16 protein-coding genes are annotated in these 18954 nt (G+C 32.5%); 6 read left to right on the forward strand and 10 right to left on the reverse strand.

Going from position 1 to position 18954, the window contains the following annotated elements; all coding sequences use genetic code 11:
- The first annotated feature begins 435 nt into the window (after positions 1-435).
- Entirely contained in the window at positions 436-1398 is a 963-nt protein-coding gene (locus tag NFRAN_RS06630) for an Acg family FMN-binding oxidoreductase (RefSeq protein ID WP_145988046.1), read from the forward strand.
- A gap of 58 nt (positions 1399-1456) precedes the next feature.
- On the forward strand, positions 1457-2329 hold the full coding sequence (locus NFRAN_RS06635; protein WP_134484022.1) for a DUF6920 family protein: 873 nt from the start codon (positions 1457-1459) through the stop codon (positions 2327-2329).
- Between the two features lie 644 nt (positions 2330-2973).
- On the opposite strand, the gene NFRAN_RS06640 is transcribed toward NFRAN_RS06635, so the two are convergent.
- A complete protein-coding gene (locus NFRAN_RS06640) occupies positions 2974-3849 on the reverse strand; it encodes a response regulator (RefSeq protein WP_134484024.1) in 876 nt (291 codons plus the stop codon).
- 742 nt (positions 3850-4591) lie between these two features.
- Here NFRAN_RS06640 and NFRAN_RS06645 point away from each other — a divergent pair.
- Positions 4592-5155, forward strand: a complete 564-nt coding sequence (locus tag NFRAN_RS06645) for a hypothetical protein (RefSeq protein WP_134484026.1) — start codon at positions 4592-4594, stop codon at positions 5153-5155.
- Positions 5156-5859: 704 nt separating this feature from the next.
- Here the strand turns inward: NFRAN_RS06645 and NFRAN_RS06650 are convergent.
- Positions 5860-6414, reverse strand: a complete 555-nt coding sequence (locus NFRAN_RS06650; protein ID WP_134484028.1) for a hypothetical protein — start codon at positions 6412-6414, stop codon at positions 5860-5862.
- An 843-nt stretch (positions 6415-7257) separates the two neighbouring features.
- Between NFRAN_RS06650 and NFRAN_RS06655 the strand changes: the two genes are divergently transcribed.
- Positions 7258-8199: a transcription initiation factor IIB gene (locus tag NFRAN_RS06655; protein ID WP_134484030.1), complete on the forward strand. Its 942-nt coding sequence runs from the start codon at positions 7258-7260 to the stop codon at positions 8197-8199.
- 443 nt (positions 8200-8642) lie between these two features.
- Here NFRAN_RS06655 and NFRAN_RS06660 read toward each other — a convergent pair whose 3' ends face one another.
- The 3 genes from NFRAN_RS06660 to NFRAN_RS06670 form a co-directional block, all read right to left on the reverse strand.
- A complete protein-coding gene (locus NFRAN_RS06660; RefSeq protein WP_134484031.1) occupies positions 8643-9053 on the reverse strand; it encodes a response regulator in 411 nt (136 codons plus the stop codon).
- Between the two features lie 813 nt (positions 9054-9866).
- The gene (locus NFRAN_RS06665) at positions 9867-10520 is read right to left on the reverse strand and encodes a YsnF/AvaK domain-containing protein (RefSeq protein ID WP_134484033.1); all 654 of its coding nucleotides are present in this window, start codon (positions 10518-10520) and stop codon (positions 9867-9869) included.
- Between the two features lie 420 nt (positions 10521-10940).
- Positions 10941-11438: a hypothetical protein gene (locus tag NFRAN_RS06670; RefSeq protein ID WP_134484035.1), complete on the reverse strand. Its 498-nt coding sequence runs from the start codon at positions 11436-11438 to the stop codon at positions 10941-10943.
- Between the two features lie 180 nt (positions 11439-11618).
- On the opposite strand from NFRAN_RS06670, the gene NFRAN_RS06675 reads away from it, so the two are divergent.
- Positions 11619-11843: a hypothetical protein gene (locus tag NFRAN_RS06675; protein WP_134484037.1), complete on the forward strand. Its 225-nt coding sequence runs from the start codon at positions 11619-11621 to the stop codon at positions 11841-11843.
- A 369-nt stretch (positions 11844-12212) separates the two neighbouring features.
- On the opposite strand, the gene NFRAN_RS06680 is transcribed toward NFRAN_RS06675, so the two are convergent.
- Together NFRAN_RS06680 and NFRAN_RS06685 are read right to left on the reverse strand one after the other, a co-directional pair.
- Positions 12213-13109 (reverse strand): GNAT family N-acetyltransferase, encoded by an 897-nt coding sequence (locus NFRAN_RS06680; RefSeq protein ID WP_134484039.1) that lies wholly within the window; start codon positions 13107-13109, stop codon positions 12213-12215.
- Positions 13110-13998: 889 nt separating this feature from the next.
- Positions 13999-14217 (reverse strand): hypothetical protein, encoded by a 219-nt coding sequence (locus NFRAN_RS06685; RefSeq protein ID WP_134484041.1) that lies wholly within the window; start codon positions 14215-14217, stop codon positions 13999-14001.
- A 206-nt stretch (positions 14218-14423) separates the two neighbouring features.
- On the opposite strand from NFRAN_RS06685, the gene NFRAN_RS06690 reads away from it, so the two are divergent.
- Positions 14424-14939 (forward strand): hypothetical protein, encoded by a 516-nt coding sequence (locus tag NFRAN_RS06690; RefSeq protein WP_134484043.1) that lies wholly within the window; start codon positions 14424-14426, stop codon positions 14937-14939.
- Positions 14940-15306: 367 nt separating this feature from the next.
- Here the strand turns inward: NFRAN_RS06690 and NFRAN_RS06695 are convergent, their stop codons facing one another.
- The 3 genes from NFRAN_RS06695 to NFRAN_RS06705 form a co-directional block, all read right to left on the reverse strand.
- The gene (locus tag NFRAN_RS06695) at positions 15307-15513 is read right to left on the reverse strand and encodes a sporulation protein Cse60 (protein ID WP_134484045.1); all 207 of its coding nucleotides are present in this window, start codon (positions 15511-15513) and stop codon (positions 15307-15309) included.
- A gap of 572 nt (positions 15514-16085) precedes the next feature.
- Entirely contained in the window at positions 16086-16328 is a 243-nt protein-coding gene (locus tag NFRAN_RS06700) for a hypothetical protein (protein ID WP_134484046.1), read from the reverse strand.
- Between the two features lie 271 nt (positions 16329-16599).
- Positions 16600-18681 (reverse strand): sensor histidine kinase, encoded by a 2082-nt coding sequence (locus NFRAN_RS06705; RefSeq protein ID WP_134484048.1) that lies wholly within the window; start codon positions 18679-18681, stop codon positions 16600-16602.
- Between the last annotated feature and the right edge of the window lie 273 nt (positions 18682-18954).

An 18954-nucleotide genomic window follows, 5' to 3' on the forward strand; every position in this document is an offset into this window, starting at 1 on the left:
ATTAGAAGATGTCTTTTATTGTCATAATTAATATAGTCGATAACGATGCAAGTCCACTCCTGACGACAATCTAACACATAAACAAATCCCGTTTTCATTAAATTTGTGACCTGATTTGTAATTTTACAATAAATAGACGCAACTAATCAATAGGAATTATGTCTTTGGGTCAAGACATACCCGTGTTTAAGACATTAATTGAGATGAATACCTCACTTACCGATATTTAGTATGCATTTTGGATACTAGAAATACTTCTAGCCACACTATTATACACAATGCTTTTCTAATTGTAATTTATTTGAATACTATGCCGCTATCGACTAGAGAGGGCACAGAATATGACGGCCTTGTACCCTGGAGGATATCTGAAAGTTGGTATCCTAATAATGGAAAGGCATTTGATAAACTAAAATTTTTTATCAATATGCTATTTTGGCTCCATCAAGTCATAATTCTCAACCATGGAAATTTAAAATATCTACTGATGATAACGCTATCCATTTGTATGCAGACCGAACAAGAGCTTTGTCCGTGGTCGATCCCGATGATAGGGAACTGACTATCAGTTGTGGATGTGCCTTGTTTAATTTGCAATTGGCAATATCATACTTTGGTTATAAATTTAAAACTTCCTTGTTACCAGACGAAGAACATGACCGTAATTTGTTAGCTACAGTTAAGGTAATAGATATCGATGAAAAGCCAAATAAGAAAAAAGATGATAAAATTAGGAGACTGTTTAACTCCATTACCAAGAGAAGAACCAACAGATTTGGGTTTGATAATGAGAACTGGATCTCAGAAAGAATTATCTATAGCCTTCAAGCCATCATTCAAGAATATGAAGGTGTCTGGATTCATATTGAGAAGAAAAAGGAAAGAAAAGAACAATTTGCTAAACTAATTGCTGAGGGAGATCGTATTCAAATGTCTGACAAAAAGTTTAGAATGGAATTAGCTTCTTGGATTCACCCAAATAGAAGTCATCTCGGTGATGGAATGCCCGGTTATGCATTGGGATTTGGTGATATAGCGTCTTTAGTAGGACCATTTGTACTGCGAGCATTTGATTTTGGCAAAGGACAAGCAGATAGGGACAAAGAACTAGCTACTGGTTCTCCTATTCTGTTGGTATTTGGCACGAACTCAGACGATGTTCTTTCATGGTTGAATACTGGTCTAGCATTATCAAACATACTTTTATATTTAAGAACTGAAAATATATGGTCTTCTTACCTAAATCAACCTATTGAAGTTCCACATTTAAGAAAAAGACTTGGTGGTTTAATATCTGACAAAAGTGATACAAATCCACAGCTGCTACTCCGAATAGGCTATTCCAAAGGGAGGTCCTTCCAACTGCAAGAAGGTCAATCGAGCAAGTCTTCTTGCTAGGTGAAGAAGGAGACATATATACACTCGGTAGGTAGTAGACAAAAGGCGATGTCGACTCGTGAGATTCTACAACAAAAAGAAGGTCTTGTTATTAGCAACAACAACGATAGCTTCTGTTGTAATTGTTGTATACCTTATTATGATTGGTTTAAGTGAAATGAATACAAGCCAACAAATAGAAAGACTTTATTCTACATCAAGAAATATTTCGGCCAACACTTTTTCACCTGAACAGATAAAAGATCTACCAGAGCCCGTTCAGACATACTTTACATATTCCTTAGAGGAGGGTCAACGCTATGTCAGTTATGTCAAACTAAAACATGCAGGAGAATTTCGTCAGAACGAAAACCAAAAATGGATGCCAATAGAAGGAGAAGAGTACTTTACCACCGAGACGCCAGGATTTATTTGGATTGGAAAAATACCTTTGTTACCTTTAGTATGGATTATAGGTATTGACATGTACCTAGAAGGAAAGGGCGAATTTCAAATAAAGCTACTATCTATCATTACAATAGCGGATGCTCCAAAAGGTAAGGAGTTGGATGAGAGTGAGCTAATGAGATGGCTGGCGGAAGCACCATTGTTTCCAACTGCGTTATTACCCAGTAGTTTTTTACGCTGGGAGCCAGTAGATTCGGATTCTGCAAAGGCCATAATCGATTGCGCAGGAACTAGAGTTGAAACATTATTTCATTTTGACAAAGAAGGTAAAATCGTACAAATGACTGCTGACAGATATCGTGCAGTTGATAATACTACTTTTGTCAAACAAAAATGGATTGGCCATTATTCTAATTATGCCATTGCTAAAAAAATGATGGTTCCCTGGAACATCGAGGTATCGTGGAATAGTGAGATAGGTAACTTTACATATGCCAAATTCAACATAAAAGACATTCAATACGACACACCCGTCAAATACTGATCTGAATTTTTCCAACGAACGGAGCAATATAGATCCAAAAACCTTTCTCCTATTAATGAAAAACATGTCCATTATATTTTTAAAATATTTTCTGAATTTTATTTCCTTATATGTAGTCACGAAGCTGAACTCAATTAAAGTTCTTTTAATCAATGATCGCTTCTTAGAGTAATCAATTCATTCATACTTTTGGATCCGAAATAAGGTTTCAGCTTGATACGAAAGGCTATTTCATTGGTTATGCTCTAAAGGTACAGGCAACCGATTCAATAAAAAATGTACTTGTATTGCGTACAAGACTGACGACAGAAGTTGAAAATGGATAAATCTAGTTCAGGCTAATAAAAAAGTCTATATCATTGACAACCCAAAATGTGAACGAATCCCTTCCTCTCAGCAGTGTCTCAGTACACAGTATGATCTACATAGGTAGAAATTTTGGGGACCATTAATTGATTGTTGTAGACCAATTAAGAATAATAATAAATCTAAAATTACAAACAACAAAAGTAACAATTCCTATGTATCTCACAGATTGTAAGCCAAGTGAGTATTATCAGTGTGTACTTTGTTACTCAGTTCTATGAGTATATTTTTGTAGTTGAATCTTTTTTGACAGGGATTGATTAAATGATGTGGTTCTCTTAAGATTGACTCAAAGGATCTAGTTCCAAAAGTGAAATAAGGTTGTTCATTCTGAGAGGATACTCAAATATCCGTTCTGACCAAACAACTCTTTCTACACCATCCATTTTCTTAATGTTACTAATCAAATCAAAGAGATCTCGACCCTCTCTATATACTACTTCACAAATAATATCAGAATTTCCAATATGCATTTCAAGTGAAGTGACTCCCTTGAGTTTAGAGACTTTCTCTAATATAGTATCGATATCACCATCATGTAAATATATGTGAACACAGCCTGATTTAAATCCGAATTTTGTAAAATTAATTTGATACTTTGACATAATAAACTCTTTTTCAAACAGCTTTCTAACTCTACGTTGTATGGTTGAAATCGGAATTCCAAGAGAAGACGATATTTGCTTGCTATTTTTTCCTTGAATTAATAGCTCAAGAATACGGATATCAATGTCATCAAATTCGCTAGATAATGGTTCTTCTCTCATTCTGAATGTATTTGAAGAAAAGTATTGTGTAACTGATTTTCTTAAATCTTTTAACTTGACAGGTTTTGACAATATTTCGGAGATTCTTGCTTCTCTTACTTCATCACGAAGATCATCGTCGATATCAAATGCAGTTATTAGAATAATTTTTGTAGTAGAACCATACTGTCTTATTCTTTTGGCAAGCTCTGTTCCACTAATACCTGGCATTCTTAAATCAGTGAGAACCAGAGGATACTTTTGAGGATTTTTACCATAGTGTTTAAGAGCTAATAGCGGATCGGTGAATGAAACACAATTAAAACCAGATCCTTTTAGCAATTCCGTAAAAAGATGAGTTAGTTCCTCTTCATCATCCACTACCATAATGTATGGTTGTGTGGACATACTCTCTATCAGGAGTTAAACTATATAACTATGGTGCATGAAATAATAAAATTCAAAATAAAAGATTTCAAACCTAAACTTTTTGAAAAATACTGATGTAAATCAACCGATAATTGTTTTAATTTTAAACTCCATTGCTCAACGAATTAGAGTTTAATCGATATTTTAGTTGCTATACATCTTCTTCATCAGATAGGCAGTAAAACAGACTAAGATCTGGAACAGAATAACCGATATCAAGTAAAGTCCATAGTTTTCTCATACTCTCTTTGTTATTAAAGCATCTATATGAAGGGTTATAACATAATGAGTTTTGGGCTAGAATTAGAAAACGTTATCTATTAAAACTAATCAAATACCCCATAATAATATTTTAACATAAATATATGTAACCAATGACTTGAACAATGCCATTTGAAGACATTAGTAGAGAATCAAGCAGATCTAGATAACAAAATAGATAGGTGGGTAGGTGGGTAGGTAGATCGTCTTTTGCATTACACATCTTTCTGCTATTGTATTTATTCCTAATTGTGTAACAATTACCTTAGCAGGATATCATTATCTATAACAATAGCGCTACAACAAGGAATTAATGTACAAATTATTAGTTTTATGCTCTTGATTATCATCAGACTTTATGCATAGACCATCACACGTTATTAAATGATGTTAACTTTATTGTCAATAGGAGGAGCTTGCAGTAGTTAATAAATCCAAAGGCACTATTTACGAGGTCAAGATGGAAGATGCTGTAACCACCATTTCAAATGCAGACTACGGAGTCCATTGTTTAGTTGTTTATCCCGACTTAGTAACTTTAAGAGAATTTTATTCGTTTTACATCCAAAGACAGATTGAGGAGAAAGATGAGGTCGTTCAGTTAGCTCTTTTTTATGAACATGAAGATTCGGTTCGACATATTCTTTCAATAGGACATACAGCAATCGAAGTAGAAAAATATGAAAAGAATGGATGGTTAGCAATTAATGACTCGTTAAGAAAATATTTTACTGAGTGGCATAATGCAAAAGCCGCCGATTTTGAAATAAATAAAAGGATGACTAAAAATGTAAAAATCATGGGGAAAGAGGGATATTCGATCTTAGACGACATGGGAGCCTTTATTTTTAAAAAACGTATAGATGATCTACTCGATTATGAATTATCTTTAGCAAAGAGGTTTTCGATGAACATAAAGAGAGTATGCCTATATAACCAAAAGGACTTTAATCAACTAACTGACACACAGAGAAAAATGATGGCTGAGCATCATGAAATGGCTATAATTTTAAAACCACACTAACACAAGATTAGTAGCAGTACATTAACTGAAATGAAATTTGCTTTTTAATTAATTACAAGAATGCAATTCCCTTGACTCAAGGAACCGACCCAAATACATCTGCCCCTTTTGTATATGCAACTTTGACAATAAATAACTATATCTATAGAACCTATTTCTGATGGATGTATATTTGTCCTATTCCAGGCTAATAAAAAGTCTAAATCCGTGACTAATTGACATGTATTCAAATCCTATCCGTTCTCTCCGTTCAATTCACGGGGTTATAGATATTGTATTTGTCCGCATGACCCAAAGCTTTTGTTAGTTCATAAGAAAAAATATATTATAAAATATTGCAGAATTATGTTAACAAACCCTGATATTTAATAGTCATCTTATTGTATGTACTTCAAATATTGTCTATGTGAAGGAACAAATTGAATCTGATGAGAACAGATTCTACATGTTGCCAATAGTAGAACAATGTTTGTTATTCATTCAAATCTTTTTTCTGTACACTAATGTAATCATTGAGGTTCCATCAGTGTTCCATCCAAGAACAATCACAGATGTCCACATTACGAATAAAAAGGAGTCAATAAATGAGAGAGGGCCATTGTAGCCTAAATATTAAAGCCAAAAAACTAATCATCTATTCCTCCAAATTCCTTCAAATCGGTAGAGCAGACTACAGTCAACATTACTCAAGCATTTTCGACTTTTCAGTGACCTCTATGCTCTGTTGATTGGAAGGTCATAAATTGATTTATGGAATTTGCCAGATTTGAATTATTGGTGATCAAAAACATTATTGAACCAGTTTCCAAGTCCTGGATCTGGTATCGTATTTGATCCTTATTTAGGGACATAGCATCAGTACCAGGAACCGATTGCGCATGAATATAGAATGGTTTTGTAAAGTTTCCTTTAGCAAAGTCATTTTGTATATCTAATATATGGCTTTTAATTTGGCTGATTGTTTGATTATCATTTTTATCTAGGGCTGTTATTTTTATTTGCCCGCCATATTCAGTTGAAATAAATTCGTGAGAGATTTTATTTTGATCAAATCCCATGGCAACATTCCCTCTTTGCATCATTTGAGTCATATTGTGAGTGTCCAAAGGTTGCAACGAGCTATTATTTTGAGAAACTGACATGGATTCTTCAGCAAATATTTTAATTAAATCATCATTTATGATAGTGGTAGCAGTAATGATATATAAGTAAATAATAAAAGTTATTCCTATAAATTGTAATTTAAATAATCTTTTCATAATTATTGTTATTGATATTACTGCTTAATATTAAGAATTATTGTACAATACTAGAAATCATGTTATTAGGGACGATATAGGTCATTTTAGTCACTAGGATCATAAAATGAAAATCAATCTTCCTTAGATATTTATCATTATTCTTGTTATTTTTGTAATTTCTCGGCATATGCATTTGAAAGTATTCTAAAACGGGTATATTCATTGAAACATATAATGACAAGATATTTTAATGTATAAAAATGGATTCAAAAGTACAGACCTCTAAAGCATTCCTGTAACCACATTAACCTACCCACTCCTCATTGAAGATCCAAAGAGATAAAGTATTTACTTATAGAATAGTACAGAAAGTCTCGATAATTATTTTTCAAGTAGAATGATGGATCTTTAAGTGAAGTACACAAGCAAGTAGTTTAGTAACTGGGTGAATGTGATTTCAGAAGATTATCGTAACAGTGAGACATCAAGTAATAGGTTGACAATTACACCACTTAGTAAATAGCAGTATCCATAATTTATGAATTCTTAGACCTGACCTAACCTAATCCAATATGACTTCCTAGAAAGTATACCAACAAGACCTACCACCTAGGTTAAATCAATTGTATTTGTGGCGGTTTGGCAAAACAAAAACCAAGATAAATTAAAATGTTTGATTGAATATTACTCGATTTATTGTATATATAATAATGTAAATTATCATCAATAGATATCATCTCTTAAAGTAATTGCATCGTTAGATTAATTGTCTATTTGTAATGTAACCATTTGTAACCGAATATGCAAAGGTGTCAATTTGTAAACAACCTCTAGTTATATGCTGGCATATGCTAATAGTTAATGTCTAATATTGTAGTTGTTAATAATAGGAAAAATCTTCATTCTCAGATAGAAACACATCAGGATCAGCATCAAAATCAGCACCAGCATTCTATTATCTATGACTATGATAGAGGGGAAAAGCTATGTAGCATTTGTGGAATCGTTTTACAAGATAAGGTTTATGACGCAGAATTAAACACTGATTTTTATACATACAAAAGTGATACAAATACGGTATTACCACATTCAGTTATTTTGAATGATAAAGGAATGTCAACTTCTATAGCCGATTATGATGCAACAAGTTCAAAAAGATTTTCCAATAGGAAGGAACATAATAAGATTGAATTTCTTAATAAGATTGTGAGCTGTTCAAACAAGAAGAGAAATTTCAAAATTGTTATTGATCTCCTAAACAGAATTAAAGATAAGTTATCATTGACCTCTGTGTGTATAGAGGATGCACTCTTATATTATAAAAAGGCCTTGGAAAAAGGATTAATCAAGGGCAGGTCAATTAAAGAAATCATAGTCTCGTGTGTCTATATAGTATGCAAGAATTCCAATATTCCAAGGACTCTAACAGAAATTTCACAAATAGTAGAAGCAGACGAGATTTTTGCTGCAAGATGTTACAGACTTTTGATGAGGGAATTAAAGATCAGCCACGTTCAGGTCAAGCCCAATATTTTCATTAGAAAGATCGCAGATGAAGCAAATATTAGCGAAATAACAGCCAGAGAATCGATAGATTTGTTGCTAGCAATACAAGATGAAAGTATATTCTTAGGCAAGAATTCGTTATCAATCGCTGCAGCCATTCTTTACATAACATGCAGAAAACATAGACAAAAAATATCTCAGGCCAAAATTGCTTCAGCAGCAAACATTAACATCATGACACTTAGAAAAAGACTTTCAGAAGTTAGACATGTAATAATAAATGCACCATTGAATTAGTAATCAATCAATATTTTATACGAATAGATCATCATTACTTATTGTATACATGTCAATTATATGTAGACTGCAAGGTAACATTTTAATCCACATATCAACCAACTAGCTAACCAGCCAGCCAGCCATGCATATATGCACATATCAAAGCATGAATGCATTAATAGATTGCTTTTCTCCTCACGCCTTCTTATAACAAGTTAGTAGTCCTCCATCTATATACGGGATCGAAATTCTATTCAGAACCTACAGAATAAATCTCCAATATTTATTAGTACACCGATTCATGTTAATGAATGGATCCCAAATCACAAAAACGTTCTTGCTGAATCTACGCTTGATATGGAACATAAATACTTTAATCCATGATTTTTTATTTTACTTGCGTATGGTGTAATGTAAATATAAAAAGCTCTGACGCATCACACATATAAAAGGAGAACAAGTTAATTTCTTAGTGCGGCAATTAACTCTGACATTTTAAACGGCATAGTAAGAATATCTTTTTCATTTATTCCTGCACTTTTCAAACATTCTTTAGGTAAATACTCTTTTGGTGTCGTTGTAACTATTACTAGTTTTTGGTCAGTCTTTTCTTGCTTAATTATTTTCGCAATAGTAAGACCAGAGGGATTAGAAAGACGGGTGTCCAGCAATATAGCATCATATGATTTACCCTCCTTCTTGTTAACAAAAAAGCAGTTCAGGGCCTTTTCACCACTATTTGCTATCTCAGTACTCATACCTGAAGAAGATAAACAAGTTTTGAACAGCAAAACCAATTCCATTTCAGACTCTGCAATCAAAATTTGTATTTGCTTTAACCTTTTATTTAATGACTGATGATATTCTCCCATCTGATCGTTTTTATTGATTTTTGCATTCAGTATATTTCACTATATAATAGGAGATTAGGGTTAACAAGATTTATATACTCATGTTATTTTACCATTAAAACCACACACCTAATCAAGAAAATGATACTAAATTTAGAAAAATAGTTTAGATCAATGGCATAACGATTTTTGCTTGATGGCTAGCGTAGAATACGTGGTATCATACTTTCATATTTGTAGCCTTATAGTATAAAAATTAGTGTTCACTCTATTTATGACAGGAATTGCTACATTTAGATCAATGAGGGTAACTTTAACTCGATTAATGCCAAATCTTTGGTCGGTAATAGATTTCAATAAAGCTTAGATCCCAGTCTTATCTGTAACAGAAAAAACACCGATATGCAAAATACGGTTTTTTTCTAAATATAGCTAGGTGTTATGGGCAAACCATATATGGTATTTGTAGTACAGTTGATTGATAGTAGACCTCTAATTACAAGTTGAGGCTGGACACAATTGAAGATGGAAGTATCAAGACTGCAGGATCCATTTAACTCTTCTACATGTTCATATATGTGCAGAATTTATTCTTACAAAGTAGTTCAAATAATAAGTTATGGATCCGATACAGAGGAACATTTGATGAAGATAAATCTCCATCTAAAGTGGCAGACCATAAAATTGACGCAGTACAGTATAATACCATCTATTTGGCAGTAACACATTGAAAGCATTCTATTTTGCAAGTTAAATGCTGTATCTGACTACAAGAGAAACTTTTGCGCCAAGTTCTACTAACTGTAAAGATACATACACCTTTGCTGAAGGAATCTACTGTGTAATTTCTCTTGTTTCAGTTACAGGTTTCTTTTTTACAATTACTTCCTCTTTAATATATGGTCTTTTGTTAACGTCGATCTCTTCTCTCTTGACTGGTATTTCTATCTCCTCTGTCCTTGTAACAGGTTTTTGATCTGTAAAAGCTTGTTCTCCGGAAGTTTTCCTTCTTTCGATCGATATTTCTTCATGGGTAACCGGTACTTCTATTATCTTGGTTTCTGTCATTGGGTTTTTAACTATAGTGGCAGTAACTTCCTCTATGTGTTTTGAAACCTCTATTTTTTCCTCCATCAGAGGTACGGTGGTTGAATCTATAGTTTCATCATCCTGAGTGGATTGTAACGGGGTTTTTACCCTATCAATAGTTGAATCATCTTCTTTCTGTGAAATCATTTCGATATAGTCTTCTTCTCCATCTCCTCGATATTTACTTAAAGCTTCATCTTCAGAAACACCAAACCTCAGTACGCTTCCATCATAACTTTCTGCCTTTTCTTTGGGTATACCGAATGTTTCTATATCAATTAATCCTTTTTGACTTATAACAAAATTAGTAGTCACTTCTTGAACCTCACCAAAATCAGCATCGTTCAATCCTCTAGCCTCTTTCTTTATTACATCGCTCCAGTCAATATGAGAACTCATAAAATATATAGAATAACATGTCTTAAATAGATAGATATCAGTATACTATGAATGGTAATATTGCAAATAAATTACGACGAATATGAATGCTTTTTTCAAATAAATCTAATACCGTTAGTTGGTTGCATAAATTTAATCTAGAGGCAAAACAAATCATTAGACTATGGCATAAAAGAGAACTTTTGTAAATCAAAATCTGAATCCATAAAATTCATTATGCATATTGACTGTGATGTGTCGTGTACCTGGTAGTGATAAAGTAGTATTATTACTACCAGAACAAAACACAAATCTAGAAGACAAGAGAAAGAGAAAATGAAAATTGGTAAACTATATTATTGATAAACAAAAATGTGTGTAGAAATTAACCTATTAAAGCAATTTTAGTTTATTTATTTTACTTGTATCGGAATTAGGATCTTACTGTACTGCCGATTTTGCCATATCAATACATTGTGAAAGATGTTTCTGTTCTTCTTTTAGGATAGATCTTACAGTTGTCAGAGCTTTCTTATTATCAAAATTTTCGCAGATAGTCTTCAATACTTCATAATGAGAAACTTCGCCACCCTCTGCTAAACACAAGAACTCTAATGCTTCTGCTGTGTCTGGATTTTCACCAAGGTATGTCTTCATAATTTTGGTAGCTTTTTCCTCTGTTTCAGATGCTGATTCTTCAACCTTATTTACATCTAATTTTACATTCTCATCTTTAGAAAATGCGTCTACGACTTGTTGAATTTTTTCTTCATGAGTACTAGCTTCTTTTTGGATTTCTTTAGCTTCACTTTTAGAACCAGATTTTAGTAATTTCATTGCGATTAGTTCATCAACTGCTTTTTGAGCTGCTCGTTCCAAACCAATAACTTCACCGAGTTTCTTTTGTAGATTATCAATATTTTCTTTTTTACTAGACATCGAGATCCTGTATACATGAAAATTTAAATATCTATATAAAAAATTAGTTGCTATAATATCCCTATCAAATTTTAGATTCTTTCCTTATGAAACAATTTCAGATTCATTCTTGGTGGGCTAAAGCAACGGCCTAGTATTAACGCTAAAATATATTATACAGTACGTTATTAATGACATTAAATGACAAAAATGATCAAACTTAAAGTCATTCCGCTTCCTGCTGAAGGATCTCGTACTTTATTTTCTACACATGATAAGGATGCATTAGTAAAAGGCATAGAAAACGAAACCTATCTTTGTGGAAATTGCGAATTCGTTTTAGCAGAGAATGTCATTCCAAATACTTACACCAGTATAGTCTTTGAGTGTCCTGAGTGTAAATCTTACAACGAGATAACTAGTTAATGGTGACGGGCTAACTGACTGGCCGACTGATTCAGTTCAAAAATTTTTATGATTATGCCAATGTGTGAATATCTATTATATCTAGCGAAAAGCTAAAATATTTACCCACCTTCTCGCATATGCAATGCGATTAGCATGAAACGAGGTACATTAAGCTATATGAGGTCTAGTAACTATAGGAACTAATGTGGCATATGCCCATGCATCGTTATTACCGAAAGTAAATTAAACAATAGATACAGGAAACTATACGCTAAAAAAAATCAAATAATCAGTCGTAATACGATAGGTATGAAATGATAAATGTACTTTGCCATTTTCATTCTATGGTCTAGGGTTGTTAATGAATCTACTTATCATTAGATTTTTTTAGTATAGAATGGAGGGCATATATGACCCAGCGGGTTCGTTATACACCCCAACAGTCATGAGAGTGAGTTGATGAACTAATCTTAGATCGTTTTCAAGACACCATCGGAATAACTCTGCATTTCTTGTTGGAATAAGGATGCCTGGTCCCCCATAAGAATCAGTTGTGGTTTCTGAAGCAATAAGAGCTTTGATATCATCATTAGTAAAACCTACAGTGTGGTTAAAATATGTCAATCCACTTGTATAACCAGTAATTTTATCGTCATGTATAACCACTTTGGCAATACCTTGTTTTATACTATCTTTTAATTCACCATTTCTATCATGACCATGTACTGCTCTGCATACTGCATTACATGATTCTAAATCCGACTCATTTGCTACCCTAACTGTTCTTCCAGGAATAACTGCTTGAATTGGTTTCCCCTGCATAGTAGAGATGGGTTCTCTAACTTCAAACCCCAAACTAGCATACAATGCTAGTGATCTGTTATGATAAGATGCTTGAAGCAAACGTATTGCAGGATAGTTTTTACTTCTAGCTCTTTCCATAACATTAACCATTAACTGGCGACCTTCACCTTTGTTCTGAGAGTGTGGATCAATTGTTATTGGTCCAACCCCTGCTACCAAAGCTGACCGTTCATCCAAAAAATTGCTTCCTACAATCTTGTTACCTGATCTACCTGTATCTTCGGCAACAATTGAGTAGAATCCAGAATTGGAGAGAAATAAGGTAGCTACATTTATCCCAATATCGATAGAGGGAAACTCGCGAGGGAAGCCATGTTTATCTGCAATTCCTGAAAAAGCTTCATAAATTATTTTTCCAACCTGATTAGCATCATCTATGGTACCCGGTCTTAATCTTAAGTTATGTTCTACATTAGTCAATTAGACTTAAAATTGCTTATCCAAATTTTATTCTTTTATTTATATTTCTGAATTCGTCCTTTCAATGTAGTTCAGTCATACAATTTTGAAAAAAAGCATGGATTTGCATGCTGAGAGATGAGGCAAAATGTTTAACATTCACCATCAAGAAAGGAGTAAATTCAAAAAATGTCAATCTCGGATTATTTGGCTAATATGAATCGTATTGGTCAGTAATTACGATCATCACTTTGTGTAGTGATAGTACAATTATCTACTTACTTTTAATCCCTTCATATTTCTAGATATTCAAGAGTACGAATTATCATGAATGATACAAATACCGCTCTTTAGACCAGAAGGTTTCATATAATAATATCGAGATTTTTCTTTACTTTGCCCCAACGAAAAACAATGACGAAATTAAAGAAGTTAACAAGTAATCTTGATTTCTTTATGAAACACGTAGCTTTTAACTTTGAGGTATTTTCTTACCAACATAGAGAGGACATCATGGAATTGTAAATTTGTCAAAAACCATTTTTGCTTCAGAAGAGGAGGAGGGAAGAGGAAGAAAAATCATGTATGGCTTGAAATTCAATCCCACTTAGACAAATATGTAAAACAATTTTCTAAAAGCTGTAAAAGGAGACAAAAGTATGGAACCACTTTATAAAGAATTTATGAGATTAATTACTCCCAGTTAACTAGTGTCATTTGGTAGATTTACCAGGTTCGTGTAAGTATCATCTTGATTTTCATATTGATAAACAACATACTATCCATCAAAATTAGACTTTTTATAAGAAATGTCGAATCGGTTGTTGTTATCTTTAGAATTTAATATTATGTATTTTCGGACAGACAATGATCCCGACTGCTTCATATCATAATTTAATAGATCAAATTATCACATAGGAGAAGGCAGATTATTACCTGACTGACTGAAATTGTATCCTTCAGTATTAGTTCCGTTGATCATTTCACCAGTAGTCATGCTTGGATTATTAGGATAAGTAAGGTTTGAAGAGTTTTCTATAGTTGGTTGTGCTGATGCTATTTCAAAGGTCTCGATATCAAAAAATGCAAAGATAGCAGCTAGTATTAAAAGAAGAAAAGTTTTGTTCATGCAAATACAATGTCATTATGATTTAAATAAATCAAAAATAATATCCTAATACTGCAAACCATGGTTGACCTTTCATTTGCCTGACCTTTTGTCTTGCCTTGCCTTGGCAAGAAAGATTAAAGAAAAATGCAAATAACAGATAAACCTAGCGACTTACTGATTCGCAAATTTAGATTTTCTTAAAACCTCAAAAAAATCAGGTGATTTTGTTTATTTTAACTGAACGAACATCTAGTGTAACAGATTTTCATAATTTTTCAAATCCAAGTCGTCATTTAAAACCAATCAGACTACAACCAACATTCATAATACAAGAAAATCAACAGGCAAATAAGAAAACAATGAGGATTCAGGTGGATTTTTCTTTTTTCCCCAATAACTTGATACCAATAATTACAGATTCGGTAGAGCTAAAACAATTTTTGATAGAAGGTAATTTCATTACAGACGACAGCGTTAGCGATACCAACAATTCAAAAACAGCTATTTTTGAATTCCATGGTTCTTTAAAGGATTTTGAAAGTCTGCTGAGATCGATCCTTGCTAAAAATTCTATAGAGGAATACACCATAACTCAAGACATGGAAAGAGAAAATACTATAGCAATATTAAGATCCGGTGATTTAGAACAATTGAAAATATTTGTTTGTGATTTTTGCAGTGCAGTATTTCATAGTGAAGACGAGAAATACATTCATCAACGGGCGCATTATTTTTACTAAAAATCAATAATGATTGTTTGTCTGTCATGTTATAAGCACGTTATTTTGCATTGTATTTGCATGGATGTTATTGCTACTTCTGCTGCTAATCTACTTCAAGTTTAGATCAATGATACTTCCTAAAAAACAAAAAGATATTCAATACAGTTTATCAAATGAATACATTGTGTGATATTGCTATTATCTGAATTAATCAATTGAGAGAAACACCAAAAGACAAAAAGACTTTGGAATCAATTATATACTTGCTCAACAATTGATGGCGAATATACTTCAATTTTATTACTAATTTAGATTGTTTGTATTATAATATTACTTACATTCGAGATGTGAAAAAATACGATACATCTTTTATAAATCAAAAAATCTATTCATAAATTTGAGGATCCTCTTTTCCAGAAGTCATATCCTCTTCAAAGATAATTAACGCTGCATATTTGTCAACGTCGTTTCTACTGAAACTCGTAAACTTGATATCTATTAGCTTTTTTACTTCTTCTTTCTTAAGAAATTCATTAATACTTTTTTCAAGGCCAGATAATTGTTGATTATCATATGTCTTAACTCTGGTCATATTCTTTATTCTACACGATTGATTATAACCTCTACATCAACCTATTATTTGAATAATAACATGCTTCTTAATGGGTGAATTGATTACCAGAACGTTTAAGGAAACTGTTTACATTCCTACTTGCTTGGAAAGTCGACCGCAGCCTATGCTATACAATTGCTGAGTGAATAACTTAAATACTGATTTTGTAATTTACCAGCAGGAATCTTTCATTTCATACCAGACCAGACCAGAAGAATATGTACACTTCAATCTAGTAGTTCTTAATAGCAAGAATACGAACAGATAATCATCTTATCTATGAATTCTACAATTCTTAAACTATTAGAATCTCATATCCAGTTAGATAGACCCAAGTATTTTTGAGAGGTATTATTCATTATGAACAAATCAAAAAGTGTAAATGAAATCAGTCAATACATAATGATTGTAACAAAGTTGGAAATAGGCAATGGAATTGGCAGAACTCTTCAATTAAGGCTTGCATAATTACAACAAATACTACTACACTGCTATCTGATTACGATTTATTTCATCGGTTTGGTAACTGTATGAGGATTGTAAAGTCATTTCTAGGCTTGTTTATTATCGTCATTTTTTCCCGGATATTCATTTGAATTGCTAATTTTTTTTAACCTATTGTTCCACCACCTGCTCACTATAAACAAGGAAATTATGATCAGAATAACACATATTTCTAGTTGAAAAAATTTCATTAAATCCATAGTTCCAAAGATCTCAATTATTACAACCCCCATTATACTTCCAGTAATTAGGGCTAGGAAAAATATCTTGATAACCTCCTTCTTTGTCATGTTATTGATTATTGTTGTTAGTTAGCATCCTTCTATAGGTATTACCATATTTCTTTCTAGGAAATTGTTTAATATGTCTCATAGTATATTTGGCATTTGGTCATCAAATTCTGAAAGTAGGATATCTAAATAAGCGTGGAAAAAGAGATTAAATCTCATCATTATAATGTCAAGTGTAAGAAAAGAAAATAGCAGAGATTGTGAAAGTAATAAAATTAATTATGGCAGTGCTTGGCAGTGGGTAATAAGTAAAGGCCGCCCCTTTATTCCATCAACCCATAGGTAAGCTGAAAGAAAATGTAGCGCCCTTGTTTTCATCATAGTTATTTTGAGCCCAAATTTGTCCACCATGTGCTTCGATGATACTCTTTGAAATAAACAATCCCAATCCAGTCCCCTGCTCCGATTTAGTTGCAAATTTTGTAAATAATCGTGACATAATATCCGGATCTATGCCTTTACCATTGTCTCTTATGGATACTACTGCCATTAACGCTTCATCTTCTGGATTTTCTGTGGTTTCTATAGAACCTTCTTTCTTATGATGATGATGATGAAGATGATGAAGATGAAGATGATTATAAGTAGACAAATACGTCATGATTTCTTTTTTTAATACTTTTTTAGATGAAATGGTAATTGTTTGACCATTGGAAAACTTTATTGCATTGTTCAACAAATTTGAAATTACTTCAAAAATCCTTACTTTATCAGCAAATACAGCAATTGGATCTTCTTCGGGCTCAAATAATATGTTGGGTTGTCCAGACGAGTTATTATAAGCTATATTTAGATCAGCCTTCCCATGGATATCTTTTATTACATTCCGTATTTTTTCATTCAAATTAAAATGCTCTTTTTGTAATTTCAGACGGTTGCTTTCAATTCTAGATGTATCTAGGATATCATCTACCAATTTCTCAAGTCTTTGAGTATTTCTATATATTGAGACAAGGCCGTTGATAAAACTTCTTATATTATTATCATCTTTGACTATTCTTTGTAATTCTAATTTGATACTGCTTAAGTTTTTTGATTGATCGCCAAGAAGAGAAGGAAGGTGAATCATTTCGATGAGTTCTAAATTTCCTGTTATCCCCTGTGTAGGTGTTCTTAGTTCATGAGCAGCCACATTTATGAATTCTTTTTGCATTATATCATGGGATTTTAACTCTTCGTTAGCTTTTCTTAATTTTTCTATCGTTTCTCTTAATTCTCTTGTCTTTTGCTTTATAGCATCATTTAGGAATCTATTCCATCTTAGTAGAAGAATAGCCGTTATCAGCGAAATAGCAATAATTACACCAATAATAGTAAAACTGGCAATGGTTTGATTTTCAACCAGAGACGCTACATCTTCGGCAAGAGTGTTTGGTACTGTTATAAATAATGTCCCAACTCTATAATTAAAATCATTATTGCTTATTTGAGGACCCCAAACAGATTCGTATGCTATGGTGGTACTAGTATTTTCAAAATCAAATTGCTCGACACCACTTTGCGATGAAAACGCCACGTTAATTATTTCGTTAAATTCTTTTTCCTTGTCTTTTAAGACTGATTCTAAATATTCTTGAAAATCAGTTCCGAAATAGTTCTTGCCTAAATAGGTTTGATTAGTTGTATGTATTATAGTTCCATTTCTGTCAAGAAAGCTAATATCGCCATTAAATTTTGGGTGTACAAGATCTTCAAGAAATTTTCCAAGTTTTTCTGCGGCTATGGCAGAAACAACAACACCTTTAAAAGACGATAAAGTAATGTTTTGAACCGAATCTGGAACTCCAGCAAATCCTCCTGCCTCGATAATCTCTTGTCTCTGTGTAGGATCTATTTCAAAGACAGGAGTAGAGATATACATTCTAGGAACGTTATCATTGGAATCCAAAACAGTGCTTATGAAAAAGCTGCCATTTTGTTTTGGAACCTGAAAGTAGTCCCGATGACTTAGGTTTATGCCTTTGAAATCAGGAAAAATTCCTTTATCTATTTCACTATATGTAGCTATTGTACCATTTTCATTCAAAAAATAATAACCATCTGTCACATTGTGTGAAGAAATTTGTGCTAGGTCGAGTAACGTCTGAATTGCCGTTAAGTTTCCCTCGATAGATGAAGGAGAAGTAGAAATTCTATCCAAGTTATGCTTTACATTGTAAATTGAATTCGTTAAAATATCGGAAATACTACCGGCTTCTATTTCTGCATTAGTTTGTAAAGAATCAATTGCCAAGCTCTTTATCTGGTTGGCTGTATCGATAAAGTAATTGTATGATACTATTCCTAAAATAATTGAAGAAATGAGTATGATGGGAATAATAATGAAAGTCTTATTAAATTTTGATAACCCCAATGCTAGATAACCCCAATGCTAAATTAACTAAAGGATTATTTAATTAAGATTACTCAAACAATATTATTTTCCCAATTGGATTAAATTCTACGTTAGAATTGAATTTTCTTTACCCATAGAACTATTGTTTCTATTATAAAGAAATATTCATTTTTTGAATTAGATTCTTACTTTTTTTGGAAAGAACTCGTAATTCTTCAAAACCAGACATCATTAATTGATTTGATCTTAAAAATCGATAACAACAGAAGTTAGATCAAATATCTACAATAT

Source organism: Candidatus Nitrosocosmicus franklandus, from assembly GCF_900696045.1.
Lineage (GTDB): Archaea > Thermoproteota > Nitrososphaeria > Nitrososphaerales > Nitrososphaeraceae > Nitrosocosmicus > Nitrosocosmicus franklandus_A.